Raw genomic sequence first — 25425 nt, forward strand, 5'->3', positions numbered from 1 at the left:
ACCTTTACGTCCGGAATACACACCGCACCTGCTATATACACCTGCTGCGTTTAGGAGGAATCGGATATTGCCCCTGTGCCTGCCGATGATCCGTCACCTGCGATCCCCTGACCTGTTTGGACCCATCGATCGCCTGCCGGCACTTGGCACGCGGATGGGCGAGCGGACATTTGAGGTTCTCAACCCGTCGACCGGCGAAGTGCTGGCAGAACTACCCGACATGGACGTCGAGGAGACATGCGTTGCGATCGACAAGGCCTATGTCGCGCAGCCTGGATGGGCAGGGTTTACCGCACGTGAGCGCAGCGACGTTCTATGGCGATGGCATCAGTTGATCATCGACCACGCCGACGATCTCGCTGCAATTCTCACCGCGGAGATGGGCAAGCCGCTTGCCGAGGCCAAGTCGGAGATATCGCATGCTGCGGCGTATCTGCAATGGTACGCCGAGGAGGCAAATCGCGTCTATGGCGAGACGATCTCCGCACCATCGGCCGACCGCCGAATGCTGGTGATCAAGCAGCCCATCGGGGTCGTGGGCACGATAACACCATGGAATTTCCCGGCCTCGATGGTGGCGCGCAAAATCTCCCCAGCCTTGGCGGCGGGCTGCACGATCGTCCTCAAGCCCGCTGAACAGACGCCGCTCGTGGCTGGAGCAATGTTCGCCCTCGCCCATCAGGCAGGCTTTCCCGAAGGCGTCGTCAACCTGATCTACGCATCCGAAGGTGACGCGGTCGGCCGCGAACTTTGCACAAATCCCAAGGTCCGCAAGATCAGCTTCACCGGGTCTACTGAGATCGGGCGCTTGCTCATGCGCCAGTGCTCAGACCAGATCAAAAAAGTCAGCCTAGAGCTCGGCGGCAATGCACCTTTCATCGTTTTCGATGACGCCGATATCGATGCCGCGGTGGACGGTGCCATCCAGGCGAAGTACCGCAATGCCGGCCAGACCTGCGTTTCAGCGAACCGCCTTTACCTCCAGTCGGGCGTTCACGACGAGTTCGTCGAGAAATTCGTTGAACGGGCTCGCCAGCTTCAAGTTGGTGACGGTTTCGCGCTCGGAGTGGACATAGGACCCCTCATCGACAAGAAGGCTTTGGCCAAGATTGAGTCCCATATTGCCGATGCCGTAGCTAAAGGCGGCGCAATTCGATGCGGGGGCAAACGCATCGGCACGAATGGCACGTTTTTCCAACCAACGGTCCTGACCGGTGTCACCAGCGAGATGACCGTCGCGCGCGAAGAGACATTCGGGCCGCTCGCACCGATTATTCGCTTCAAAGATGCCGATCAGGTCGTGCGTGATGCCAATGAAACGATCTACGGCCTCGCGGCCTATTTTTATGCCTCTAACCTGAAGCGTGTCTGGCGTGTCGCCGAGGCCTTGGAATATGGAATGGTCGGGGTAAATACCGGCCGGATGTCTTCGGAAGCGGCGCCGTTCGGTGGGATAAAACAGTCCGGGATCGGGCGGGAGGGATCCCGCCATGGCCTCGAGGACTACCTCGAAATGAAATATCTCTGCATGGGCGGCATCTGAAGCATCGGCTTGGAGGATTCACAGACGGGGTAGCCTAGCGAGCGATCTCCAAATATGTGAATTGTAGGATCGATCGGGAACTGAGGGGCGGCTCCGTACCCGAGCAACACGCATTCCTGAGGAGCGCCTCTCGACGAGACAAGCGTCTGCATGTCGGCGAAGACGGCGCGCAATGTACGGAGGATACGCTTGCGATTTAGTGGCCCTCGCCGACTATCTACAGGCGACGGGCTGTCGTTGCGCGGGTATGGTTGGAAGCTTGTGCACCATAGCTTCGTGAACGCTGGTTTTCGTGGGCAGAATTTGACCTGCCATATTCCGATTGTCAGTAGCTCAGTTGTTGTTCGGCCGACGGCCGCGCGGTACAGGCTCGCACAGAACCGAAGATACCATCAGGCAGGCATTCGCATTGGTGATCGGCGCACGATCCAGGGCGCCAGTTTGACCAAGCGGGTCGAACCGCATGACAGCCTTTACCGGCTGGAGGACGGAAATCCCGATGCCGAAGAGGATGGTCAGCGCAGTCGAGCCCACACAGCATTTGCGGCACGAACAGCAAGGGCTGGGAAGCGATCGGCCGGCCGGTCCTCCAAGGCGCAGGTCAGGGTTGTCGACGACGCGTTGGTTCAGGTCCGCTAATCTGGTCTCTATCGTTTGATAGCGGCTTTGATTGCCGCGCATCTGGTCGAGATTGGGATAGCTCACTGATGCATCTTTGGGCTCATAGTGCTTCCTCCTCATCAAGATGAGGATTGCCGGATTTGGCGTAGAACACCAACACGGGTCCGAGATCAAAGCGCGTCCCGGGCGCAAGGCGCTGGACGGACCGGGGCCATGTTTCGATTGAGACGCCATCGATGCCTCGCGCCAGCGTTCTGGCGAATCGGGGCATCAGCGGAGCGAGTGTCAGTGCCAGGATCGCAGCGGCCGTCGTCTGAAGAGCTAGCGAAGTCCGATTGCGGGCGGGATAGAAACGTCGCGCCGCCGCATAGTTTCGCGCCCGACGGTACATCACGCAATCGCGCACGAATTCGCAGACCTGAGCGGCCGCGCGCCGGACCGAGAAGCCTTCGTCCGAATATGCCCGCTCCATCGCCGCGCGATAGATCTCTATCCGAGCAAAAAAGGCGCGGTCGACTGGGCTCCAGTCGCCTGCATCGGGTACACGGCCGGCAAAATCCTGCTTGATTTCCTGGTCCAACGCATCAAGCCAGTTCAGCCAAATCCCTTGGAAGACCTCCTTCTCGGTGCGGCGCAGCCCGTCCAGCGTGAAATCCGTCCGCTCCCCTTCCGGGCGTGTCAGGCCCAAATGGAGGCGCACGACGTCGACTGTCTTTGGGCTCAGAACGTCCTTGCCCCAGACCGCGTGGCGGCAGCTGGTTGAGAACTTCTTGCCGTCGAGCAGGTAGAACTCGTTGACGTGATAGCGGATTCGCGGCGTCCAGTGGGAGAAGACCTCGGAGTAAAGAGCGGGGTAGAGTAGCGCGTGGTAGAAGGAATTATCGAAGCCGAAGAAATGGACAATCTGCCAATCGCTGCCGGGCACCTCCGCCTTCCAGTCGCGACCCAGCGAGCGGCCGAGCGCCTGGATGTTGTAAAGAAAACCGAAGGCCATCTCCGGCCAGACCCAGATCACTTGCCCCGGGAACCCTTCGGCCGGCAGGCCCCAGTCCGAGGGGTGGGTAATGGGGACTGAAAATTCGCCGCGTTGGCGTAGGCGCGCGAAGAGATCCAAGATGCGTAGCGGGACGCCTGATGACCTTAGATGCCGGTCGATATTGTCGTAGCAGCGCTCCAGGGCAAGTTCCGGACGGCGGAGGGAGCCGACCAGCGGCGCTTCGGCAGACTGCCGTGACCGCGCTGCACCCAGGTCGTGGCAAAGGTTTGGGGCGCCGCATTCCTCGCAGATGTTGCCAGCGGCGGAGCCGCCGCAATCGGGGCAGAGGCCTCTAACATCCGGCTCATAAAGATAGTCGCCTGTCACAGCATCGAAAAGCGCAGGGCTCTGGCGCAGATCTACCGCCGTGCTGCTCAGAAGAGTTCGGAAACACGCAGCTTGAAATTCGCTGTAACCGTCATCGCCCATTGTGGCTTGGAAGCTGTGGACGTCACAATCGAGAAGTGCGAGCGTGGCGCGAATCTCGTCGGAATAGTAGCGCGCCACGTTTGCAGGCGTCCATTGATCGGTAGCGGCGCGTGTCGCGACGTAGCTCTGGTAATCGTCGCTTCCGGTCAGGTGATACGCCTCGACTCCTTTCATGCGCAGGAAACGGGTATAGACGTCGGCGCCGAAATAGGGGCCAGAAAGATGCCCCAGATGCAGATCGCCATTTGGCGTTGGCGGCGCGGAGAAGACGAAGGTCGGCCCGCGTGGAGCCGTGGTCTTTGCAGCGGCATCAAGGGCGGCCTCGCCGTCTCGCCAGTAGACATCGACGAAATCCAGGTCTTTGTTCCCGTCATTGCGCAGCACATGCGCTTCAAAAGGATGGAACAGAATGACGTCGCCGGCCTCGACCGAGATTTCCCCAAGGTCAGTGGTGACCTTGCCCGCACCAGACAGGACCACGAAGGCCTCGATTTCGTCGTGCCGATGGGGCTCGGATGTGACCCCGGGTCCAACCTTTCCGAACGAAAACCCCGTGCGAGCGCTGCCCGTTCCAAGCGTAGCCGTGTCGACACCGAACGCTCGCGACAGCTCCGTTCGAGAAAAGGTGTATTTGCGCATGACAACGAACCTAAGCTTTTGAAGAGTGGGACGGACCTTTGGCTGCCAACGAACAGCCTCAAATGCACTTCATGGAGAGAAACGGCAGCCCGACCCGTTGGCGGCCCGGCCAGGATAGTGCAGCTCTGGGCCGGCAGGCGGGCGACCAAGGGGGGGCGCTAGTCGGGCTGAAGGCACACAGAAGACCGCCTGCAACCACGTCCACAATCCACGTGCCAAAGCGTCCGATGCTCCGCGAGCCCGCAAATCAGACCGCCATACCGTCCGCGCATCTTTGAGCGGTCGATCAGTTTCGTGTGCATGCCTCCGCCTGGCTGCGTGATCTCAATCGCGATAGAAAATGCCATTTGGGGGCTTGAGTTTGTCGAGATCGGCCACTTTGCCCTCGGGCGGGTTAAGGGCGCGCTTAAGCACGTTATATTCAGCGCGGGTCGGTCCACCGGTTGAAGCACGCTGGAACACCAAGTAGAGTGTCCGCCGCGAACGATTGCTTTTGTTCGGTCGTGAGTAGTGCGGTGCGTAATCGTCGAAGATGAAGATGTCGCCAGCCTTCCATACTACGGGTTCCCAGGAGAACATTTCGGCGACTTGAGGATCGATCACCCCACCGGCATCCATGGGAAACACCCCCTTCTTGTGGTTGCCGGGGCTGAAGAAAAGCCCGCCGTTTTCCTCGTCGGAGTCGTCGATGCCTATGGCAACCACCGCATGGACCATCCGATCCGGGAGTTTGTGTGGAATGTGATAAATGTCCTGATGCGGGAGATAGCCGCCGCTGTCGGGGTAGTGGAAAATCAGCAACTCCTTGAGTTTGCGCGAATCTTCGCCAAGCAACTCCTCGACCGCTGACTTTATGCGCTGATCTTCTAAGAGCAAACGACGCAATGGATCATGGAAGTCGAGAAAGTTCTCCATCTTGGAGGTGATCTTTCGATTGTCCGTCGTCTTCTCGAACCACATGAGCCATTTATCATCGCTGACGGCCCAGCGTGACATATCTTCGACAAAGGTAGAGATATCTTCCTGAGCCGCTGGATCGAAGAACCTTTCGAGCCTGACGTATCCGTCCTTCTGCCACTTTTCTCTTTGTGCATCAGTCAACATGCGAAAAGCCTCCTGTTGGAAACACTGGTTTGGTTGGACATGCCAATTAGGGCGGTCGGGCGCTGATCAAGTTGCGGGTCCACAGAGACGGACTCACGTGATGAGGGAGGCGATGCTAAGTGCGTTCCGCTCCGGCGGATATTGTCCGCAGAAGCTCGGCGCGAGACTGCCTATGTCAGGCTCAGCCGGGTCTAGGGGTTCCGCAAACTGGGCCGGATCAATCCCTTCACCCGGTTCAACCACGACACGCATTGCCAAAGGCCGGCACCATCCGCTACCTGCCGACCCAGCCATGGCCGCCAAGACCACGGCGGTCTTTCGAGTGAGCGACTTGGTACGGCCTTGGCAACCGTAGGGGAAATGCACGCCCCCAGAGTGATGCGATGCGCCGCTTGGTCGAAGGGCTTGGTCGGTCACGATGATATCGGAGAAGCCTCCGGGGTTCGCCGCAGCGCAGGCGGGCATCATTCCTAGGATGCCACCGCCGATGATCAAAAGCATACGAGTCATATTCCACTGCCCATTTCTTCGGCTGCGTGGTCGGGCCAGCTCTCGATCGAGGTATGAGTGATGAAGCCAGGATGCTCGGGGTTCGCGCATGGCGCGCGCCCAAGTAGGCTATCGAGGATGCGACGCGCGCGCCAGGCCAGCAAGCTTAGGTTCGGATCGGCCAGGCCGCGCTGCCCGAGGCTCGCATTTTGTACGAAGATGCGTCTGTCACACGGTCCGTCCCAGCTCACCGAAAAATCCTCGCGAATAGCTAATTCATTGTCGATCTGCTCCAAGCGGCCCATGATCGGTTCCAACAAGCTTGGGACCGCGTTCTCGTAACCGGTGGCCAGGATGACGATGTCAGCCGTGACTTCTTCGACCTCGTCCATGCCATGCTGCAGGGTCAGCCTGTGACCCGGTCCGGCGTTGATGCAGTGCGAGACGGTGCAGCCCGGCCGCAGTGTGATGTCGCATCGGTATGGCTCGAAAAATGCATGGCGGTACAGCGCCTGATAGATCGCGCGCAACGTGCTTTCCGAAATGCCGTCCGAAGCAAGCACGAAACGCCGCAGGAGCAGCTTACGCTGCGACTCGCTCATCGCCGCGAAGCGATCCGAAAAGCAGGGCATGAACAACTCGTTTGTGAACGGGCTGTTGTCCAGAGGCAGATAGTTTTCGCGCTGCGAGACCCAAGTGATCGAGGCAGGCCGCCGTTCGTTCGGCAGGCCGACAAGGTGCAACATCACCTCGGCTCCCGACTGGCCTCCGCCGACCACGCAGACATGCTTTCTCCGCACCTCAGGGTGGATGTGCAGTAAAACAGATGAGTGGAACAGGTTGCGTCCAATCCAGCCCTGAAATTGAGGCGGAATTTGCGCCTGCTTGCCAATGCCGACCACAACGTTTCTGGCGCCGAGAACCGCCTTATCGGTCCGCACCTGAAACTCGCCGTCAAAGCGGATTTCGCGCACTGTCTCGCCGCCGCGCACAAGTGGGTTCCTGTGGAAGACCCAGTTCAGGTATTGTTCGAACTCCACTCTGAGCACGGCTTCGAACTGTGCGTTCAGGAAGTGGTACAGACGCCCGTTCTCGTGCAGGAAGTTTACGAAAGTGTAGGCTGATCGCGGATTCACCAGCGTGACCAGATCCTTGAAGTGGCTGACCTGGAGCTCCGAGGAATCGAACGCGATGCCCGGATGCCAGCGGAAGTCGATCTGCCGATCCAGGAACAGTGCCCCTTGCCCAACTTGCTCGTGTATCTGACACGCAAGGCTCAAATTAGACGGCCCGGCACCGACCCCTACGCAAGATAACTCCACTTGCTTTCCTCCTATAGAGTCTTCGCACTAGGTGGCTTGTTCTCGGCGAATATCGGTCATAACCATTGGGCCCGGTCGCGGGCGTTTTCGAGCCCCGGTGCCGACCGGATTTGCGAGAATTGTCCTGCGCGTTCGGGTCGTCGAATGTAGACCGGAGCATTCCAGCGCGGTGACAATCGAGGGGTCAGGCCGGCGACGTGGGGCAACGACGTATGTCTTTTCCCGCGTCGCCGTCACGCGAGACGCTTTCCAAGCCCATTAAGGTGTTTGAAGCCGGCGCAGGCGCCCGCCTCAACCATGACGCGCCGGCCCTTCGGCGGCTTGATGGCAGGCGAGAGCGCGATTTTCACTGGGGCGACGGCATTTTCGGTGCGCATGATCATGGAGGACGTCTCGCTGATGCGTTCGCAGAGCCCCATGCATGGGCCGTGCCAGAGAAGGAAAAATTTATTAAACAATGGGTTGGCGGATTTGCGATCCTGTCGGAAATCCGACATTTGGGGGGACGCCTCACGGCGGCGCCCGATTTGCACGTCGATGTCGCCTTTTTCCGAATAGCTAATCGGGCACCTTCTGCACCAGAATACTTCTCATGGAGACCAGCATCATAACGGACAGTGCAGAACCTTGTGTCTCTGCCGGACAAATCGCGATGTGCCTCTCCCATTGAGGTCGGCAGTTGCAAGAGCTGCCAGACCCTTCGCCCTATCGTGCCGTTGCACTGGCTCGATCCCGACATCCTCGGAGGCGGCGATCATGAAGAGTGACGCAATCTCATGTCCGCCGCGACGCCTCTCTCATGAGGAACCAATTTTCTGTGTTGGTGTCGGATCGATGCTCTTGATGACATGGTTGCGGATGGGCGCATGCCCGACCTGAGCGCATCAATGATTGAATGATTGCGCGATCTGGGGCCTTCACCAACTGGATTGTCGAATCTCTGTAAAGATAGCGGGAAGGAGAATTGCGTTCTGACCAGTCTGCCGGTTCCAAAAGCACGACGCCGTTCGGTCCCTGCATCAATCCAGGCGGAGGAGGAGGCCGCACAGCAGTCTTTTGCGCGCCCACCGGTCGGCCAGGATGGAGCCGTCGTAAACGCAGTTATTCGATGATCGCCGCCGCAGATTCCGCAGACTGTGCCGCGCCCGACACCGGCGACGTAGTGGCCGTCGATCGCCCCGTCGCCGATGTCGATCCGAAGCTCGGCCAGTTTCGCAGTGAGCTTCACTGCTTATTCCGCAGTGCCCACCGAGCTCGCACAGGAGGTTCTCATCAGGCGGTCACGGCTGCATTCGTTGTCGGATCTTCGACGATGTCGGACATCAGACACAGCGCAATCAGGTTAATCGCATTGTTCTGATATGGTTTTCTCATTTGGCACGACACCTGCAAAGCAGTCCGCAAAACGCGCTGCGGCACGGACTGAGGAGAAATCATGCCATGATCAAGCGCGCCGAACATGCGGTCGCAGCCGCGAAGCAGACTGGGCAATGAGCGCTCCGCCACTATCAATTCAGTCCACATTTCTGAAGAGCAAGGAGAGAATATCATGGCGAGAAACCAAATGCGCGCGGCGCGGGGAGTAACAGCGGCCGTTGTCCTCATTGTGATGGGACAGCAGGCCGTCGCGGCGGACCTTGCGCAAGCGGCGAGCGTCCCGCAGGCGGGAGCCTCGGTGACGGAAGAGCCAAGCCCTTGGCAGCTCCGCCTGCGTGCGTTGGGGGTCGTCACTGAGGATTCGGGCTACGTCAATGCAGTGCCCGGCTCCGATCTTTCGTATTCGAACACCGTGACGCCGGAACTCGATATCTCCTACTTCTTCACGGACAACATCGCCGCCGAGCTCATACTCGGCACCACCTATGCTAACATCGGGGGCCAAGGTACGATCGGCGGGCTGGGCAATATCGGCAAGGTTTGGCTGCTGCCGCCCACGCTCACCTTGCAGTATCATTTTACCGATTTAGGCGCGTTCAAGCCCTATGTAGGCGCCGGCGTGAACTACACGATCTTCTATAACCAGGGTGCCGGCAGTGCCGATGCTCTCAAGGTCAAGAACACGTTCGGCACCGCGCTGCAGGTCGGATTCGACTACATGGTTGATCAGCACTGGGGCGTCAACTTCGACGTGAAGAAGCTTTTCCTTAAGCCAGACTTCGACGTCACGGTCGACGGCGCGAAGCTGACGGGAAAGGCGGAGCTCGATCCCTGGTTGATAGGCGCAGGTGTCACCTACCGCTTCTAACTACGAAAGGTGAAGACGGCTGCTGATCGCCGATCGGAAATAAGGGCGCCTCGTGCGCCCTTTTTTACGGTCTCCCTGCACGCGCGACCTGAAGAAGCCGTTGTCGAGGGGCGGCCGCCCTCCTCCAGCGGACCAAGAAGGGTAACCTCGTGGTCAATGCGGGCTCGACTAACGCCTGAAATGGAGGTGCTTAGATGCGCTTCGGACCAGGATGGCTATTGGGTATTGTTGATGGAAACCAAAGTTAGGCTCTATGCGCGGCATCATTCTCCCGGACGTCATGTTTGAGCTATGCGCCTGTGTTGAGCAATCACGGAACTCCTCGACGCCGACAAGATGCCTTGTCAGCCACGCTGCGGCAGCTGCTGTTCTTTTGCTGCAGGAGCGGCGACTGGCGCATTGGCTGCATTCCTCGGCAGGACGAGGCCTGCTTTTGCGCTGCCCCATGGCTTGACCCATGGCACGGTCACGGGCTCCAGCTCGGCAATGATGCGGTCGGTGATCTCCTGATAAAAGGCTGGCGCCGGGGCGCCTGCCCTTGCCTGCGCGAGCCTCTGTGCAGGCACAACGCTTACTGTTTGCATGCGCCGTTTCATCCTCCGCTCACCAATCGCCGCGGCTTTCCCCGCTAGCGGGGTGGGCGGCGAGTCGCGACCGGAAGGGCCCGCCGTAGTAGGCGGACCGCACCCGAAGAACCGGAACGAAGAGGAGGACCCTGAGCGGCACGCGAAGGGTTGCGGCTGCCGCGGCGGGCCTAGAAGCGAGTGCCGCCCACCCCGCTTCCGGGGAAAGGCCAACAGACAAACCGCGCCGCCGCAAAGGCGGTGGCCGTCACAGCCCGAAGGCTGCCCACGCCAAGGGGCGAAGCCGAATGGCCGAGACCGCCTGAGCTTGCCGAAGAACGCGGGCTCGGTTCACGAGCACCGGCTGCGAAGGCGCGCGGGCGTTCCTGTCAGCAGCATGAATGCCTGAAAACCTTCTGGCCGAGTCTCATCAACCGCGTTTCCGTCCCCGCTTCCAGATTATTCAGAATGAGGGTTGAGTAGATCGGCCGGATCGATTCCGAGCACTCTGGCGAGTTTCGCCACCGTATCAATGCTGGCGGCATAGACCGAGCGCTCAAGTGCGCTGACATATGTTCGGTCAATGCCAGCCTCATGCGCCAGCGCTTCCTGGGACAATTTCTTTTTGTGACGATGCCTACGCAGATTGCGGGCAAAGACCTCTCGGATTTCCATGCACGAGAAGCCACCCTCTTGTCGAGGATTTCACCACGGTGTATTCTCTACAAAGATCAGAGACAACAAAGGGCGAGCGGCTGCACGACAACATTTCGCGAGGGCAAATCCCCTGCCCGTGAACTCAAGGACGGGAATCGTGGAGTTTGGCAGCCAAACAAAGCGCACATCATCTACAGGTCACGAGCGCGACGCAATTGTGCCAGAAGCTCGCAAGGATCGATACCGAGAGCCTCGGCGACGTCGAGAAACTCAATGACGTCCAGCCGACGTTCACCACCCTCGTACTTGGCCACGAAGGATTGTGGGCGGCCCAACATATCAGCAACCTGGGTCTGGGTGGCCCCTTTGGTTTTGCGCGCCGCAATCAGCCGGCGTAGCAGCCGGCGCTGGCGAGCGATCGAAGTGATTTCGGCATCAGACGAACCGGGCCAAGAAGGAACCGGCTCATGGATCTAATCCCAGTTTCGGATTATCCCATTTTGGGATATTGTGCGGTCAAAGATCTGCGCGGCGCGGGATAGGTCTTACGGCGAGAGATGAAATGGTAGACAGATTGCTCAAACCTGCTGTTGCCGACGAGGTCCCATGGGCGGAGAGCCTGACCGCTTACGACGATGAGCACTTCACGACATATTTGAAGCTCTTAGATGCATGTGCCGGCAATGCCAGCGAAGAAGAAATGGCCCAGGCGATATTGGGAATCGACCCGGTGCAAGAGCCAGCGCGCGCCCAAAGGGCGGTTCGCAGCCATCTCGCGCGCGCCCACTGGCTGGTGGTGGCGGGGTACAAGGAGCTGTTCTCTGGCCGCCAAAAGGCCTGATGGTGGCGTTATAGAAGAAGACGCTTATAACCACCGTACATTAGCGAGCGCCCGCGTCTGACTGCACGGCGGACGCTGTCTCGAAGATGGTCACCGGGGTCGGCCCAGTCCTGCTCGACACGGGCTCTGCCGAAGAGAGCAAGGCCGATTTCGCGGTGTGATACGCCAGCGATGAAGCCGTCGAGGGCATGCAAGACTCGGCGCAACCGCGAGCTACGGGGTTCGGTCGGAAAGAATCCTGATTGCAGCCTGCCGGTCCAACAGAGGCTGTTCAGACATTCCAACGCGTTCAGGCGCTGCTTCAGTTCCTCTGGCGACCAGAGGACGGAGGATGTCAATCGCACAGGTTCGAGGATGCTGACGCCGGAAGCAGCCAGCTGCAAGCTCCTGCCACTGTCCTCGACCAGGAGGTGCTGATGCCCGTCCCGCGTGACCAGCATGGAGATGCGGCAGGAGTGCCGGGCGAGATCAAGCAAGTCGACCCCGCGCGGCCGCGCCGCCGTTTCGGCCACAACGGGCAAAACATGCGGACATTGGCAGGGGCACCAAAAGACGCTCGCATCAGTTCCTTTTGAGCTTGCAAAACAGAAGGCCCCAGCGCGAGAGATCAACAGTATTCGAGGCCAGGCTGATAGTGTCCATGGACCGGGCGTTCGTGCGTTCGGCGCCGCGTAGCGCGTTCGCCAGATCCTTTTGAAAGTCCGGATTGCGCCTGAGGAATTCCCAGGCCCAGCCTCGGCTGGTGAGCTGCTCGACATGGCCATAGGCACGATCATCTTGCCTGTCCGGCCAAGCAGTGCCAGGTCTTGTTTGGTCCATTGCATCATTTCCAGAAAGGGTTGGATTGCAGGTTCAGGCGATCTTAATGACCGGGGTCCACAGGACCGGGCCTTTGAGCCCGCCATTGCGACGGAGGGCTTCCAAGCTCTCTCTCGAGACGTCGAGATATCCGGCAACGGCGCGTGTGTTGCCAATTGTTTGCGGATCGGACAACCGTTCGAGTGGCCAGCCGGCGCGACGCAAAATCCGCTCTATGCGCAGATCGGTTACGGTGACGATGCTGCGCAGACCGCGTGACAAGCCAAACTCAACCATTCCGGCAAACAGCTCGTAGGTGCCAATTGCGATGCCCGCCTGTTTGGGCGCGGAAGGCGGCAGATCAAGCGCAAAACGGCTGCTTTCCCAAACACGTGGATCTTCCGGCGCTGGACGGTCGGCAAGAAGAGCGAAGAAGCTATCACGCAGCATCGTCGGTCCTGTAGTCGGCAACAGGCGCACGCAGCCGTCGATGCGTCCGGCGGGCGCACGCAGCAATAGGTAATGGGGACGAAGCGCATCGAACGGATCGACCTCAAAGCCCCCGCTGAACGAAACGTCCCAATCAAGTCGATCCCTGAAAACGCGATACCGCAAGCGATGCATCTGCTCGAGCTCGTCGCTGAACTCAACGTAACAACCCGGCGTGATCAACTGCAACATGATGGCCTTTTCCTCGCATGGATAGCACCTGCGATTGAAGGCAAAGGCCGGAGTTGAAACAACCTGTGTATGTGCCCAGGTTCCGGGAGGTCAGGTGAAGAGAGATGGCCGCGACAGTGCAAGCCGAACAGCTGCCTGAATAGCCGTCTTCACGCCAAGCTTCTTCCTGGCGTTATCCCGATGATAGGCTGCGGTGCTCCGACTGATTCCCAAGATGCGGCCGATTTCCCACGCCGTCTTGCCCCGAGCCGCCCACTTCAGACACTCCATTTCCCTTCGAGATAGGGTAACGCCATCCACGGTCCTGCCGTCGGCCAGCTTGCGACAGGCATGAAGGTGGAAGAAGATCGCGATGAGTTCGAGCGCGCGGTCATATCGATTAATCAGGCGAAAGAACGGTGGTCGCCTTTCATCGGAGGCGAAGGTCAGTGCTGCAAAATTACCGGTGCTGTCATGGATCGGGATCGTGAAGCCGCAGTGAATGCCAAATTGCGTCGCCTCATCCATCAGTTGTCGCTGCTGCGTCGATAGTTCGAGATCAGCACCGTGCGCATCCCAGCTGAATGGTTCCTGACCACCACGCGCTTGATGAATTACAGGGTCAATCTTTTCATACCGACTGTGAAGGTAGTGAGATGTCCAGGATTGAGGGTAGGTGGAAATCAGGCGCACGTTGCGGCCCTTGCCAGAAGAAGGGAAAAGATAGGCGAAAGACGGCAAATCGAGCGAAGAGGCAATCTCGCCCAGAGCGTTGCGCAGGTCAGTCGCGTCAGCGCTGTCTGCGATCTGCCCTACAAATCTATGAAAAGCGTCTTGCATAGCTAAACTGCAGTGAGTTCTGGCCCTCCAGGGGCCAAGACGGGCGGGCCAATGCGCCGCCATTCTGGGTTGAAGGCCCGGACGGAGACTGAGCTCCGTGCCGGGCCGTGCGCCTTGGGAGGGCGATACGTGCTTCGACGGCGCTGTTATCGACACCGAGACTCATTCCAGCGTCATCTGTTAGAGGTGATAGTCGTCCTCTTGGCTTTGCACTTCATCGCGGTCGGGGTGTCTGGTTTGCGCGCTGTTTAGACTGTCTCAATGGAGGAGCTCAGCCTCGCAGTAGATTGCGGTCTGTGGTCTCTGAGAGCGTCACCTCTACAATTCTTGCAGCAGCCCTACGTTCCCGTCTCGGACGCGAATGCCGCCTGCGTTTTTCGGGATTGGCACCGCATTTCGGCATCGACTCCCCCTTTATTCAAGTTGCCTTAAAAACGAAGAGCGTGGCTTTGCGCGCGCCAGACGCCACAGGGCTGCCGGACGTGATATCCGGTCGATTCCGAATGGGAGGCTCCCCGGTACGTTCGGATCATATCGCGCCCTCCGCCTTCAGCGCGCGATAAGTCGTATCGACTGATTTCGCGGTCGCGTCTACGATGATGTCGATCTCTTTTCGGGTAATGATCAGAGGTGGGGCAAAGCCGAGGATATCAGCATGCGGCATGGCGCGACCTATGACACCATTTTCAAACAGAGCAGCGGCGGCGCGCACGCCGACCTGAAGTCCGGGTTCAAATGGCACCCGGCCCTTCGGATCCCGCATCAGCTCCACGGCGGATAGAATGCCGACGCCGCGAACCTCGCCAACAATAGGATGTCGCTCCAATTCGGCTTTCATGCGAGCTTGCCAATAGGGTCCGACATCCCGAACATGTTCCAGGATATTTCTTTCCTTGAGCAACTTAATGTTAGCAAGCGCGGCCGCCGCGCAAAGCGTGTGACCAGAATACGTCCAGCCGTGGCCGAGTGGCCCATGCTTTTCCGTTCCTTGTTCCAAAACCGACCAGACCCGGTCACCTATAATCGACCCGGAGATAGGCAGGTAGGCCGAACTCAAGCCCTTGGCGATGGTTACGAAATCCGGGCGCATGCCATAGAGATGGGAACCGAATTTCTCACCGGTTCGCGCGAAGCCGCAGACCACCTCATCGGCAATAAGAAGGATGTCGTACTTGTCAAGCACCGCCTGAATCGCGTCCCAGTATCCCTTCGGAGGCGGAACGATGCCGCCGGTCCCAAGTACCGGCTCTCCGATGAAGGCTGCAACCGTCTCCGGGCCTTCAGCGAGGATAAGGGCTTCAAGTTCGTTGGCACAGCGCCTGGAGAACGCTTCCTCATTTTCGCCATCATGCGCCTGCCGGTAATGGTGCGGCGTGGTCGTATGGCGCACCAAGTCCAGCGGCAGGTCGAAGAAATCGTGAAAGAAGGCAAGGCCTGTAAGACTACCGGTGACCAGCCCTGACCCGTGATATCCGCGATTGCGCGAGATGATCTTCTTCTTTTCAGGGCGGCCGAGAGTGTTGTTGTAGTACCACACCAGCTTGATGTTGGTTTCGTTGGCGTCGGAGCCGGAAAGGCCGAAATAGACCCTTCGCATGTTCTGCCCGAAATATTCGACCACGGCCTCCGCCAAAAGCGCGACTGGCCCGGTGCCTTGGCTGGCGTAAAGATGCGCGAACGGCAGTTCATGTGCTTGCCTGGCAATGGCGTCGGCAATCTCCGTGCAGCCATATCCCATATTGACGCAGTAAAGCCCTCCGAAACCGTCAAGGCTCTTTCGGCCGTCGGTATCCCAGATGTACACACCTTCTGCACCGGCCATGATCCGGTTTGGCGTCTCGCCGCGGCTGTGCTTGGCCAAGTGTGTAGACGGATGAAAGACGAAGCTTCGGTCCTTCTCCCGCAGCTGCTCAGTCCCCAGATTCCTGAAGCTCATAGTTTCTCTCCTCGCGAGCAGTCGGCGGAGAATCCTTGGCCAGCCGCTATTTGAAACAAGCATATCCATAAACACATCTGGAGTTTCGCGGGAATGCACCTCTTTAGCCGACGAATCCGCTGAAATCGGCCTGAAACAACGTGAAAACCAACTTCTGGATTTACCTTCTCCTTGAGGCGGATAAGGGGATCAGTGCGGCCGTCGCAGTGTTCTGTTCGTCGGCGAATGTCTGCGAAGGTACCGTAAACCCGGGGACTGGTATTACGAGATGCGCCGTCCGAAGGCCCCCATTCAGCAGCCCAACAGAACCTCCGCGATGTGTTCTTCGTGTCGCCGGGATATGTTCAAGCATATTGTGATGCGCACGCTCGTGGCGGCACGCCTTGGGCTATTCAGGATTGCCACGCTCTCTAAGCCAGATTCGCAGCGTTATGAAGGCGTTGGGATCGCTGAGTCGCGCGCCAGGGGGAAGCATGCTCGAGAAGACCCTCCGCAGTCTCCTCATCGAGCAGCAAAGGTCCCTCTTCACATCACGATCGACTTACGATCCCAGGACGTGCTCTAGATTCTTCTTTCGCATAGAGTTGGACGGGCTCGCTAAGGCTCGACACCGTGTCCACACAGCAGTAGAAGCTTTCATCTGTCCCGATTGCAACTGGCTGTCTCGATCATCAGCCCTGGGTCTTCACCGCTCGGAGAACTGCTCGATGAGCCAGCGCTGCGTGTGCAAGCGACAATCGGCCAGGCCCCGGCGGAGCAGGTTGCCGCATGGGTGGTCAGGAGCCAATGCAGCGGGTCTAGGCCGGCGGGCGCGGCCGTTTGCGACTTCACCCGCTGCAGCCCACGCTGTCGGGCAGGCCGTTCCTGGCGCAGGTTGGCCGGATCATTGCCTGACCGAAGCGGATGCCAGGTCATGCCTTTCATCAAGCCGCTGGCATCTGCGTGTGCGAAGATTTCAAAAGGCCCTTATCTGCACCGGATCGAGATGCAGCTTGTCCCAGAGTACCACCCGCGGCACAGTTTGTGCTCGCCACGCCGTCACCTGCCATGTGCCGGAAGAACCCCATAGAATCATCATCAGCGGCAATGCGCAGCGGGCTTTCGGTGTGGCGATAACGCGGCGAAGGACGCCGCGGTCGGTCCAACTCAGCGCGCCGCTCGAAGCGCCGGGGTGGCTATGCCAGTCGCCGAGGTAAGTCTCGCGGCGACCCGAACGCTCATAGTGGGCGGCAATCTGCTCAAGCTGCCATTGCTGATCCGGCTGGAACCGGAAGCGCTCGTGAAGGGCGCCGGGTCCGGGACCAACCATGGCGGTTACGACGGCGGTATCAGGATTCAACCACCAGCCCATGAAAGTGCCGCCGGTCTCTAATGGGAGTTTGGTGTCGGCTTCAACCGCGCATTCCTGAGTCACGGTGTTAGGCAGCCAGACATCGACATCCGGCAACATCAATGCCCGCCCCGGCAGTCCGGATGTTTTGGCAGCGGATCGACACGCCAGCGCGGCGGACAGCGCGCTCGTTCATCATCAACAAAGCTGAGTGTCTGCACGACCGAACCATCGTCCGCCTTACCCGAGAGGGTATCGATGGCCAGCCTCACCGCCTGCAGCGAAAGTTCCTGCAGATCATAGTCGGCACCGGTGAATGTGCGCTCGCTACACCCCGCCGGCTGGGTCAGGGCCTCGTCACCGGCATCCTGTCCTGGCGGGGGTTCGATCTCGTGCTTGTGCCATGCGTGCAAAAGGCAGTTCGGGCAGCCGCTTTCGCGGACGTGCCGGACAACGGTGCCGCCCTCCAGCGTCGGCGTCGCGGACATGCTTATGAAGGGAACGGCTGCGCTTCGGCAGCGGTCATCCAGCAGCGTTGTAACGCCGTGCGAAGCGCTGCCATCGATAACGAGATCGGCGTCCCTGATGAGCGAGTCGAGGATATCGTCGTCACCCGGATCCCTCAGAGACTGCCCCGCAAGACCTATAAAATGCGAATGGCTACGGACTTCGGTTGCCGGATACTGGCGAGCGAGAAAAGCCTGCAAGGCGTCTGTCTTGCGCTGCCCCCAGGCGTCTGCGCCCAGCGGCCAGCGGATCGTGTTGCCGGGCTCAACAATGTCATGCTCGACGAGATCGAGGGTGCGGCATCCGTTGCGAGCAAGTTCGATCGCTACCGGTGCCCCGACTGCGCCAACGCCAACGACAAGGATCCGCTTCTCTTTGAGGAATGCAACGCCCGGAACGCGCCAGCCAATGTCGCCCGGCCCGGCGCGAAAGACGGGCAACGCGGTGATACACAGTGATTTGGCGGGCTTGTTCTTCTTCGGCTCAAAGCCGTGGGCATGACCGAAGACCATGACGAAGCACCAGCCGAGGCCCGTTTCACCAAAGGCGAGCTCGCTCGGAAAGACGAGCGCGCAGAGGTCAAACTTCAGACCTGAGCCGTAGTTTCGTGGCCGGGTACGCTTGAGCCAGGAGTAATCTTGGTGGAGCCTTTTCAGCTGTGCGTCGAGTTGAGGTTCGGGCAGGATCGTGTCTTTTGATCTTACCCACGCAACCTCCAACTGGTGCTTCGCGTCGGCGAGGTCGATCGGGAGCGGGCCCGCCCATTGGTAAAGTACTTGGCCATTCTCAGCGCGCACCTCTTCGACATAGGCCTTAACCGCCGGACTACGGATTGTACCGTTCTCGGTCTCCACTTTGACGATTTGATCTTGGATGTAACGCAGCTGCAAGGTGCCCTGCGAAGTGTCGCCGAGATTCCAGTGGCTGTCGATCAGACAATAAGATCCGGAATTACGGCCAAGGTTATTCCACCAGTATTCGGCAGGCTCGCCCTGCTGGTCCTCCTCACCCGTGCCACGCACGGAGTCGGCCAGCTGTTTTTCCAGCAACGTATAAAGCGACCAGCTCGGTATCCACTGCCGGGAGTCGCGGCCGAGCAGGCAGAGATTGCCCTCAATAGGACTGCGGTGGCGCGCAGGCGGGGGGTCAAGGCCGGCGAGCAGAAAGACCTGAGGCCGAAAGTGCGGGTAGGCGTCGGGAAAAACAGCCTGCAACCGAAGGGGCGTGGCGGTATCGAGCGGCCAGTCGAATGTAAGCGACAATCGCCCTGCCGCCAGGGCCGGCCTGTCAATCTCAGGCGTTATCCCGGCCGCGTGCAGCGCGTCGAGTTCATATCTAAGCCGCCCGGGATAACGGTGCTCCCAGCGGGGAACTGGCTGCGCCGGGGTCGTGGACGAATCGGAGTCAACCATCCTCTCATCCCACCTTGCGCGGCGGGGGTGCGGGCGGATCGGGCGGCCCCTTCGGAACATCGTGAGGCGGTCCTTTTCCAGGATTATCAGGCGGTCCTTTTCCAGGATTATCAGGTGGCCCCTTTCCGGGGTTGTCAGGTCTTCCAGCCATAATTCGCCTCCATATCTGAGCTTGTCGCAACCGAGGCGGAACACTCGGTGGACTGGCTCGTTATATCCCCAACGGTCTCTCGAATTTCGTGGATATGGGCGTATTTGACCGATGAATTCACGGAATCGGCGCATTTTCCGACGAAATCAACGCTTCAGAGGCTTGAGGGGGGACAACGGAATCGGGGAATTGGCTTTCACTGGTTTCGTCACGACAAGGCTGTAGTATTGGTCGATCCCCAATCCTGCCTGCAGGAGTCCCTCCATGAAATCTTGATACGCCGCCATGGAAGGGGAGGAAACGCGCATTAAATAGTCGATCCGCCCCCCGATAGCCCAGCAGTCCAGGATTTCCGGACTGTTTTGGATCGCAGTCTCGAAGAGCCGTTGGTCCTCGAGACGATGGCGATCCAGAACCACCTCAACCATTATAGAGATGATGCCCCCCATGAGGACTGGACTTAGTCGCGCGTAGAACCCCTCAATGATCCCTGCGGCTTGGAGTACTCGGAGCCGCTCCGAACAGGCCGACGCCGAAAGGTGAACACGCTTTGCGAGCTCGCTTTTTGAAATCCGACCATCTGACTGGAGTTCTGAGAGAATACGGATATCCCAAGCGTCTAGTTGCACAGGATCTGGTTTCGACTTCATGATCTGTTGCTCTTCAAACGTGGTCGAAAGGTCATGTGCCCAGCAATTCTATCACCAATTGAAAAGGGGAATTTATTGGACCTATCTGTCTTCGCCCGAAACGCGCCAGTGTGAGCTAGTCGAATCTCATCTGACTAGAGCTATCCAATCAGAAGGGATGCTGAACAGTTGGGCATTGCCCTCCCCTGCACGGCGATGACGCACAGAGCGGTGATCGCCTGTCCACATTGATCTGGCATAAATGGATGGTGCTTTTGTCGGTAGCGGCGATGGCTTGTTGGCACTCCTCGACAGAACCCCGAGCGTGGATCGTATGGACGGCAGATCGATCAAGTTTTTACACCTAGCGTTTGTCATCGAGAGCGACGTGAAAGCCTTTCTTGTGTGGGCTCGCCAAGGAGCTGAACCACGAATACCGCCTGTGTTACCGCACCGCCCAAATTCCGACCCTCGAGTTTGGCCGGATTAGCAGCCGGCGGACTCAAACGCCGATGCTGCGGGCGATGCTGTCGGCCGCCATGCGCTTGCGCCACTCAACAGGCCCAGAATTGTGAACGGAGTTTCCCTCAACATCGACAGCCATGATCACCGGCATGTCCTGCACCTCGAGTTCATAAATGGCTTCCATGCCTAGGTCTTCAAAGGCAACGATCCGCGCCGCCTTGATCGATTTTGAAATCAGGTACGCAGCGCCACCCACTGCGATGAGATAGGGCGCTTTGTGTCTCACAATCGACTCGATTGCAGCCGGGCCTCTCTCCGCTTTGCCGACCATCGCATATAGGCCGGTCTCGGCGAGCATCTTTTCAGTAAAACCGTCCATGCGGCTGGAGGTTGTCGGGCCGGCCGGCCCGACGACCTCGCCCCTCACTGCGCGGACCGGTCCAACATAGTAGATCACGCGACCCCGCAGATCGACCGGGAGCGGCTTGCCGGCATCGATCAAATCGACCAGTCGCTGGTGGGCGACGTCCCGGGCCGTCAGCATCTTCCCGGACAAAAGAAGGGTTTCCCCGCAGCGCCACAATGCCGTCTCTTCCTTCGTGAGCGCATCGAGATTGACCCGGCGGACGCCGGCTTCGTGCAAGTCCTCTTGACCAATCTGGGGCCATTCGGAAAAGTCAGGTGGCTCGAGCTTGATGGGTCCCGAGCCGTTCAAGGTGAACTTCAGGTGTCGGTTGGCCGCACATTGCGGAATGAGCGCGACGGGCTTCGACGCCGCATGTGTAGGATAGGTAGCAACCTTCACGTCCACGACCGTGGTCAGGCCGCCTAGGCCCTGAGCACCGATGCCTAGCGCATTAATTCTTTCATAAAGCTCGATCCGCAGCGCCTCCTCCGCGTTTGACGGCCCCTTGGCGACCAGTTCCGACATGTCGATCGGCTCGTTCATGACCTGCTTGGCAAGCAGCATCGCCTTTTCAGCGCTGCCACCGATGCCGACCGAGATCAGGCCCGGCGGACACCATCCGCTGCCCAGCGTCGAAACGGTGTCGACTACCCAGTCGGCAACGGACGCACGGGGGTTCAGGGTGGTGAAACGCGCCTTGTTTTCGGACCCGCCCCCTTTTGCTGCGATGGTAATCTCGATTCCGTTCCCGGGCACGAGGTCGACGTGGATGACTGCCGGCGTGTTGTCGCGGGTATTGATCCGTCCGGCGAGCGGATCGGCGACGATCGATGGCCTAAGCGGGTTGTCGGGGTCAAGGTATGCCTGGCGGACGCCCTCATTCACGAGGTCAGCGAAACTGGCCGTTGATTTGATGCGGGCGTCCATGCCGACCTTGGCAAAGACAACTACGAGACCGGTATCCTGGCAGATCGGACGCCGTCCGAAGGCCGCCATGCGGGAGTTCAGCAGGATTTGCCCGATGGCGTTCTTCGCCGCCGGGCTCTGTTCGCGAGTGTATGCCTGCGAAAGGTACCGGATATAGTCGGGAGGATGGTAATACGAGATGTACTGAAGGGCGTCTGCGACGCTCTTGGTGATATCCTCCCCGGCAATGGTCCGTGTTTTTTTATTCACGAGATCTCATCCGAATGAACCGAACCCGTTGACCAGTTTCAGGCTCTGGAAGCTCCGCACCCCCTCCTCGCCTCCTTCATATCCATACCCGCTCTGTTTAACGCCTCCATACGGCGCATCTGCTGAAACCCCTTTGAGATAATTTACACTAAGAGCGCCGGCCGAAAGACCGCCGATCAGCGCCCGTTTGGTATCGTCAGCACCGGTGAAGAAGTAGGCGGCCAAGCCGTAGTCAGTAGCGTTGGCTTCTTCGATCGCCTCTTCGATCGTGTCGAAAGGTGCCACGGTGAGGACCGGTCCGAACGGCTCGTCATGAAGCACTCTGGCATCCTTTGGCACGCCTGTAAGGATCGTTGGCGGCCAGTAAAAACCCGGTTGGTCGAGGCTGGCGCCACCGGTTTCGACGGTGGCGCCACGATCGACCGCATCCTTGATAAGACGCTGCATGGCCTCGATTCGCCGCGCATTTGCCAGTGGACCCATCTCCGTCGCAGGGTCGTCCGGCGGACCGATCTTGATCTTGCGGGCGACCTCGGTCATCCGGGACAGGAATTCCTCATACAGGGTTCGCGCGACGAGGATCCTGCTGGGTGCATTGCAGCTTTGACCCGCGCATTCGAACTTGTATTCCGAAATTGCCGGTATGGCTTTTGCCAGGTCGGCATCCTCGCATACAACGACCGGGGAGTGCCCACCGAGTTCAAGAATGCACCGCTGCAAGTTGTTCGCGGCGAGCTTGGCGAGCTGTTTTCCAACCTCGGTAGAGCCCGTGAAAGTTAGAACCTTGACGATCGGCGAGCTGAGTAAGTGCCGGGATATTTGCACTGGAACGCCAAAGACGAGATTGAGCACGCCGTCCGGGATACCCGCTTGTCGCAAGGCTTCGACGATATGGACAGCCGCGCTTGGTGTCTCTTCAGCCCCTTTGAGTATCACCGGGCAGCCTGCCGCCAATGCAGGCGCCAGCTTGCGGGCGATAAGCACGGCGGGATAGTTCCAAGGCGTGAAGGCAGCAACTACGCCAAGGGCCTCCGGGACGATCATCCGGTTCGGGCCCATAGGAATAGCGGCCGAAAGCTCTTGGGCGTGGGTTCCGTTCCACTCCAGCGTTTCGACAGCGCGCGCGTACTCACCTGTGGCTTCGGCAATCGTCTTTCCCTGTTCGGTCGACAAATCCTTCGATGCGTCTCCCACCTTCGTGGCAAGGATCCTGGCGGCCGCCACGAGGATCTCGCCACGATTGTTTGCAGGCCGTGAGGACCAGGCCTTGCGGCTGCGCTCTGCCGAAGCGAGGACCTCATCCAGATCCGGTATCGTCGCCGAGGCCACCGAGGCAAATACCATCTCCGTCGCCGGATTGATTACTGGCAGAGTGGCTCCGCTACCACCGGCTCGCCATCTGCCATTGATGAAAAGCTGATAGTTCGTGGCGTTGGACATCCCATGCTCCGCTTGAGTATTTCTGCCAATGCGAGACCAGCCGATATCCGACCATGGGCTCACTTCTCTGCAGTCTCATCGCGATGGTCACGCTGGGTCAAATATGGAATGTCGCCCAAAACCATCTCGAATCCAGATTGATGGCCGGCTCGGGCCCGCCATGGAAGCGTGATAGCACTGGGATTCGGTCGACGGATATGCCTAGGCCCGGACCGGAGCCGTGGCCGGCCATTGCCCGCTCTCGATTAATGTCCTGGTGACATTGGGGATCAGCTTGCGGACAGCAGAGACAGCGGGAGATTGCTCATCTTTGGGGTTGACGGCAAGCACGACGGAGCGGGTAATCACTGGATCAATGATTTTGACCGTTCGGACCTGTCCCTGAGAGGCTTCCCTCTGAATGGCCGAAGGGGCAAGAATAGAATACGCTTTTCCTTCCATGACCATATTGATGATCGTAGAAAGGGAGTCGACTTCGAATCTGACGTCAAGCACACAACCGTGCTGCGCAACGACATCAGCCACCGAACGCCTGACATTGTTGTTGCGCATGGGAACCGCTAGCGGGAACGCATGCAGGTCGGCGAGCGGTATCTCGTCTTCGAAAGGGGGTTCACCCGGCGGCACCACAAGGCAAAATTCTTCGCGTGCCAGCACCGTCATCCGCCTCGTGCTCTCGGCAGTGCGGTAGAGGACAGCCAGATTGAAGCGGCCGGCAGCCATCCACTCTTCCAGCGGTCCCGTCATGCCCTCGATCATCTTAAGGGAGATCCTTGGCAGCTCGTTTCTTACCGATTCAAGCAGCGGACCGCTAAGGACACGCGCGGCCCCGGACGGAATGCCTATGGTCACCTCTCCGGAAGGAGAAGCCACCGTGTTGGTCAGTTCCATCTCGGTGAGTCGAATTTCCCTGAGAATCGTCCGCGCCCGGTCAAGCAGTTTGGTTCCAGAGGCAGTCACACTGATGCCGGTCCTGTCGCGTACCAGCAGTTGAGTGCCGAAGCCTTCCTCCAGTTGACGCACATGGAGGCTAAGGGCGCTCTGAGCGACATGCAGGAGCGAAGCGGCCTTCGTGAAACTGCCGGCTTCCACTACGCCGACAAAGTATTTTAACTGCCTGATATCCACGGCTTAACCCAACTGAGGCAACTCCCCCAGTCCTTTGCGTTTATCTCGAAACGAGATGGGCCGCAAGTAATACTTGCTTGCGCACAGCGGGGAAAAGTTCCCGGTCGGACCATTGACCGGAGTTAGGTCAGTTGCTACCGGCGAGCGTCAGGATTTCGTGGGCGCGCCGCACCACAGGCGGATCAACCATCCGACCATCCAACGAGAATGCGGACAGTCCGCGGGCGGCGGCATCGTTCTCCGCTGCAACAACAGCGCGGGCCTACTCGACTTCCTGCGCGCTTGGCGAGAAAGCCTCATTGCATATGGCCACCAGTGTCGGGTGGACCGCCAAGGCTCCAGCAAAGCCAAGCCGCCGCGCATGCGTCGCGGTTTCACGAAGCTTATTGTTGTCCGAGACTCGCCGACGCTTCCAACAAAACCCAGAGGTAGCAATCCGGCCGCTCGGGCGGCGAAAAGAACAGAAAGGTTCGGCGTCAAGAGAAGATTGAACTCCTGGGCGCCACCAACAGCAGCACTCTTCTGGACCAAGCGCCATTGCGACCATCCTTGGATGTGCCAACGCAATGGCGGCAGTCTTTGCAAGGCGCCCGGCGTCTCGATCTGGGCAAGGAACCGGATGCGTCCGAGCGGAAGACTTCTTTCTCGCTCAAGGTCCGAAACCGCATGCGCGATCTCCAATACCCACTCTCCCGAATCCGTCTTCGGAAGAACAAGGGCGTCAACCCCAGCGATCACGGCTGCATCGAGATCGGCGGCCAAGCCGCGCAAACCACGATTGACGCGAACCAAAACGGATGCACCCTTTGCGGGCCACCTTTGCCACGGATTCAGGAAGCTGCCGCCGCGCCTCAACCTTCTGATCCTGGGGAACGGAATCTTCCAGGTCGAGAATGAAGCCATCTGCACCTCGCTCATGGGGCGTCTCGACAAAGCGCGGAATGTGGGCGGGAACGAAGAGCAGCGATCTCCAGGGTGGTACAGAGATCGCGCCTTCAACGGCCGGAGCGATGTCCTTGATCATAGGGACTCTGCGTTGATTTAGCCAGGGTGGCGGC

Annotated in this window: 22 protein-coding genes and 2 pseudogenes; 3 read left to right on the forward strand and 21 right to left on the reverse strand. The window is 59.2% G+C overall.

What is annotated here, in order from left to right:
• The first annotated feature begins 67 nt into the window (after window positions 1–67).
• Window positions 68–1543, forward strand: coding sequence for an NAD-dependent succinate-semialdehyde dehydrogenase (locus tag X726_RS146235; protein ID WP_023671858.1), 1476 nt, complete (start codon window positions 68–70; stop codon window positions 1541–1543).
• A gap of 333 nt (window positions 1544–1876) precedes the next feature.
• Here X726_RS146235 and X726_RS1000000170685 read toward each other — a convergent pair whose 3' ends face one another.
• The 6 genes and pseudogenes from X726_RS1000000170685 to X726_RS146210 form a co-directional block, all read right to left on the reverse strand.
• Window positions 1877–2248: a hypothetical protein gene (locus tag X726_RS1000000170685; RefSeq protein WP_156940699.1), complete on the reverse strand. Its 372-nt coding sequence runs from the start codon at window positions 2246–2248 to the stop codon at window positions 1877–1879.
• A 16-nt stretch (window positions 2249–2264) separates the two neighbouring features.
• Window positions 2265–4268, reverse strand: coding sequence for a class I tRNA ligase family protein (locus X726_RS146225; protein WP_023671860.1), 2004 nt, complete (start codon window positions 4266–4268; stop codon window positions 2265–2267).
• 324 nt (window positions 4269–4592) lie between these two features.
• Window positions 4593–5372 carry a phytanoyl-CoA dioxygenase family protein gene (locus X726_RS146220; RefSeq protein ID WP_023671861.1) on the reverse strand — a complete coding sequence of 260 codons (780 nt, stop codon included), beginning with the start codon at window positions 5370–5372 and terminating at the stop codon, window positions 4593–4595.
• A 506-nt stretch (window positions 5373–5878) separates the two neighbouring features.
• A complete protein-coding gene (locus tag X726_RS146215) occupies window positions 5879–7141 on the reverse strand; it encodes a SidA/IucD/PvdA family monooxygenase (RefSeq protein WP_245272146.1) in 1263 nt (420 codons plus the stop codon).
• A 265-nt stretch (window positions 7142–7406) separates the two neighbouring features.
• A pseudogene (locus tag X726_RS1000000169510) lies at window positions 7407–7566 on the reverse strand (iron-sulfur cluster assembly accessory protein); the annotation flags it as partial.
• An 889-nt stretch (window positions 7567–8455) separates the two neighbouring features.
• On the reverse strand, window positions 8456–8674 hold the full coding sequence (locus tag X726_RS146210; protein ID WP_031215249.1) for a hypothetical protein: 219 nt from the start codon (window positions 8672–8674) through the stop codon (window positions 8456–8458).
• 73 nt (window positions 8675–8747) lie between these two features.
• On the opposite strand from X726_RS146210, the gene X726_RS146205 reads away from it, so the two are divergent.
• Window positions 8748–9428: an OmpW family protein gene (locus tag X726_RS146205; RefSeq protein ID WP_031215251.1), complete on the forward strand. Its 681-nt coding sequence runs from the start codon at window positions 8748–8750 to the stop codon at window positions 9426–9428.
• 401 nt (window positions 9429–9829) lie between these two features.
• On the opposite strand, the pseudogene X726_RS1000000172450 reads toward X726_RS146205, so the two are convergent.
• The 3 genes and pseudogenes from X726_RS1000000172450 to X726_RS1000000169520 form a co-directional block, all read right to left on the reverse strand.
• Window positions 9830–9983, reverse strand: a pseudogene (locus tag X726_RS1000000172450) (ArdC-like ssDNA-binding domain-containing protein); the annotation flags it as partial.
• Window positions 9984–10450: 467 nt separating this feature from the next.
• Complete coding sequence (locus X726_RS146195; RefSeq protein WP_023671867.1) at window positions 10451–10666, reverse strand: helix-turn-helix transcriptional regulator; 216 nt, start codon at window positions 10664–10666, stop codon at window positions 10451–10453.
• 173 nt (window positions 10667–10839) lie between these two features.
• The gene (locus tag X726_RS1000000169520; protein ID WP_348626773.1) at window positions 10840–11121 is read right to left on the reverse strand and encodes a helix-turn-helix transcriptional regulator; all 282 of its coding nucleotides are present in this window, start codon (window positions 11119–11121) and stop codon (window positions 10840–10842) included.
• Between the two features lie 89 nt (window positions 11122–11210).
• Between X726_RS1000000169520 and X726_RS146185 the strand changes: the two genes are divergently transcribed.
• Window positions 11211–11489 (forward strand): DUF2285 domain-containing protein, encoded by a 279-nt coding sequence (locus tag X726_RS146185; RefSeq protein ID WP_023671869.1) that lies wholly within the window; start codon window positions 11211–11213, stop codon window positions 11487–11489.
• 8 nt (window positions 11490–11497) lie between these two features.
• Here the strand turns inward: X726_RS146185 and X726_RS1000000172455 are convergent, their stop codons facing one another.
• The 12 genes from X726_RS1000000172455 to X726_RS1000000172295 all read right to left on the reverse strand — a co-directional run bounded on the left by X726_RS1000000172455 (window position 11498) and on the right by X726_RS1000000172295 (window position 25391).
• Window positions 11498–12394 (reverse strand): DUF2285 domain-containing protein, encoded by an 897-nt coding sequence (locus X726_RS1000000172455; protein WP_348626771.1) that lies wholly within the window; start codon window positions 12392–12394, stop codon window positions 11498–11500.
• Window positions 12342–12968, reverse strand: coding sequence for an acyl-homoserine-lactone synthase (locus X726_RS146175; RefSeq protein WP_023671872.1), 627 nt, complete (start codon window positions 12966–12968; stop codon window positions 12342–12344). The genes X726_RS1000000172455 and X726_RS146175 overlap by 53 nt, the downstream gene beginning before the upstream one ends.
• A 90-nt stretch (window positions 12969–13058) precedes the next feature.
• On the reverse strand, window positions 13059–13787 hold the full coding sequence (locus X726_RS146170; protein ID WP_023671873.1) for a LuxR family transcriptional regulator: 729 nt from the start codon (window positions 13785–13787) through the stop codon (window positions 13059–13061).
• Between the two features lie 529 nt (window positions 13788–14316).
• Window positions 14317–15723, reverse strand: a complete 1407-nt coding sequence (locus X726_RS146165; RefSeq protein ID WP_023671874.1) for an aminotransferase — start codon at window positions 15721–15723, stop codon at window positions 14317–14319.
• Between the two features lie 955 nt (window positions 15724–16678).
• Complete coding sequence (locus X726_RS146160) at window positions 16679–17173, reverse strand: Mov34/MPN/PAD-1 family protein (protein ID WP_031215254.1); 495 nt, start codon at window positions 17171–17173, stop codon at window positions 16679–16681.
• On the reverse strand, window positions 17173–18972 hold the full coding sequence (locus X726_RS146155; protein WP_198037368.1) for a ThiF family adenylyltransferase: 1800 nt from the start codon (window positions 18970–18972) through the stop codon (window positions 17173–17175). The genes X726_RS146160 and X726_RS146155 overlap by 1 nt, the downstream gene beginning before the upstream one ends.
• Before the next feature lie 297 nt (window positions 18973–19269).
• On the reverse strand, window positions 19270–19773 hold the full coding sequence (locus X726_RS146150; RefSeq protein WP_031215256.1) for an Lrp/AsnC family transcriptional regulator: 504 nt from the start codon (window positions 19771–19773) through the stop codon (window positions 19270–19272).
• A gap of 481 nt (window positions 19774–20254) precedes the next feature.
• Window positions 20255–21799 (reverse strand): fumarate hydratase, encoded by a 1545-nt coding sequence (locus tag X726_RS146145; RefSeq protein ID WP_023671878.1) that lies wholly within the window; start codon window positions 21797–21799, stop codon window positions 20255–20257.
• Window positions 21800–21805: 6 nt separating this feature from the next.
• On the reverse strand, window positions 21806–23239 hold the full coding sequence (locus X726_RS146140) for an aldehyde dehydrogenase family protein (protein WP_023671879.1): 1434 nt from the start codon (window positions 23237–23239) through the stop codon (window positions 21806–21808).
• Window positions 23240–23440: 201 nt separating this feature from the next.
• Window positions 23441–24367, reverse strand: a complete 927-nt coding sequence (locus X726_RS146135) for a LysR family transcriptional regulator (RefSeq protein WP_023671880.1) — start codon at window positions 24365–24367, stop codon at window positions 23441–23443.
• A gap of 147 nt (window positions 24368–24514) precedes the next feature.
• Entirely contained in the window at window positions 24515–25159 is a 645-nt protein-coding gene (locus X726_RS01000000167300) for an aldolase/citrate lyase family protein (protein ID WP_280940463.1), read from the reverse strand.
• On the reverse strand, window positions 25089–25391 hold the full coding sequence (locus X726_RS1000000172295) for an aldolase/citrate lyase family protein (RefSeq protein WP_280940464.1): 303 nt from the start codon (window positions 25389–25391) through the stop codon (window positions 25089–25091). The genes X726_RS01000000167300 and X726_RS1000000172295 overlap by 71 nt, the downstream gene beginning before the upstream one ends.
• Between the last annotated feature and the right edge of the window lie 34 nt (window positions 25392–25425).

Source organism: Mesorhizobium sp. LSJC285A00 (assembly GCF_000503155.1).
Lineage (GTDB): Bacteria > Pseudomonadota > Alphaproteobacteria > Rhizobiales > Rhizobiaceae > Mesorhizobium.

Excerpts from the sequence above, each read along its gene's own strand:
- X726_RS146225 (WP_023671860.1), bottom strand. The coding sequence starts at position 4,268 with ATGCGCAAATACACCTTTTCTCGAACGGAGCTGTCGCGAGCGTTCGGT.
- X726_RS146220 (WP_023671861.1), bottom strand. The coding sequence starts at position 5,372 with ATGTTGACTGATGCACAAAGAGAAAAGTGGCAGAAGGACGGATACGTC.
- X726_RS146205 (WP_031215251.1), top strand. The coding sequence starts at position 8,748 with ATGCGCGCGGCGCGGGGAGTAACAGCGGCCGTTGTCCTCATTGTGATG.
- X726_RS146195 (WP_023671867.1), bottom strand. The coding sequence starts at position 10,666 with ATGGAAATCCGAGAGGTCTTTGCCCGCAATCTGCGTAGGCATCGTCAC.
- X726_RS146185 (WP_023671869.1), top strand. The coding sequence starts at position 11,211 with ATGGTAGACAGATTGCTCAAACCTGCTGTTGCCGACGAGGTCCCATGG.
- X726_RS1000000172455 (WP_348626771.1), bottom strand. The coding sequence starts at position 12,394 with ATGGCGGGCTCAAAGGCCCGGTCCTGTGGACCCCGGTCATTAAGATCG.
- X726_RS146175 (WP_023671872.1), bottom strand. The coding sequence starts at position 12,968 with ATGTTGCAGTTGATCACGCCGGGTTGTTACGTTGAGTTCAGCGACGAG.
- X726_RS146170 (WP_023671873.1), bottom strand. The coding sequence starts at position 13,787 with ATGCAAGACGCTTTTCATAGATTTGTAGGGCAGATCGCAGACAGCGCT.
- X726_RS146165 (WP_023671874.1), bottom strand. The coding sequence starts at position 15,723 with ATGAGCTTCAGGAATCTGGGGACTGAGCAGCTGCGGGAGAAGGACCGA.
- X726_RS146160 (WP_031215254.1), bottom strand. The coding sequence starts at position 17,173 with ATGTTGCCGGATGTCGATGTCTGGCTGCCTAACACCGTGACTCAGGAA.
- X726_RS146155 (WP_198037368.1), bottom strand. The coding sequence starts at position 18,972 with ATGGTTGACTCCGATTCGTCCACGACCCCGGCGCAGCCAGTTCCCCGC.
- X726_RS146150 (WP_031215256.1), bottom strand. The coding sequence starts at position 19,773 with ATGAAGTCGAAACCAGATCCTGTGCAACTAGACGCTTGGGATATCCGT.
- X726_RS146140 (WP_023671879.1), bottom strand. The coding sequence starts at position 23,239 with ATGTCCAACGCCACGAACTATCAGCTTTTCATCAATGGCAGATGGCGA.
- X726_RS1000000172295 (WP_280940464.1), bottom strand. The coding sequence starts at position 25,391 with ATGATCAAGGACATCGCTCCGGCCGTTGAAGGCGCGATCTCTGTACCA.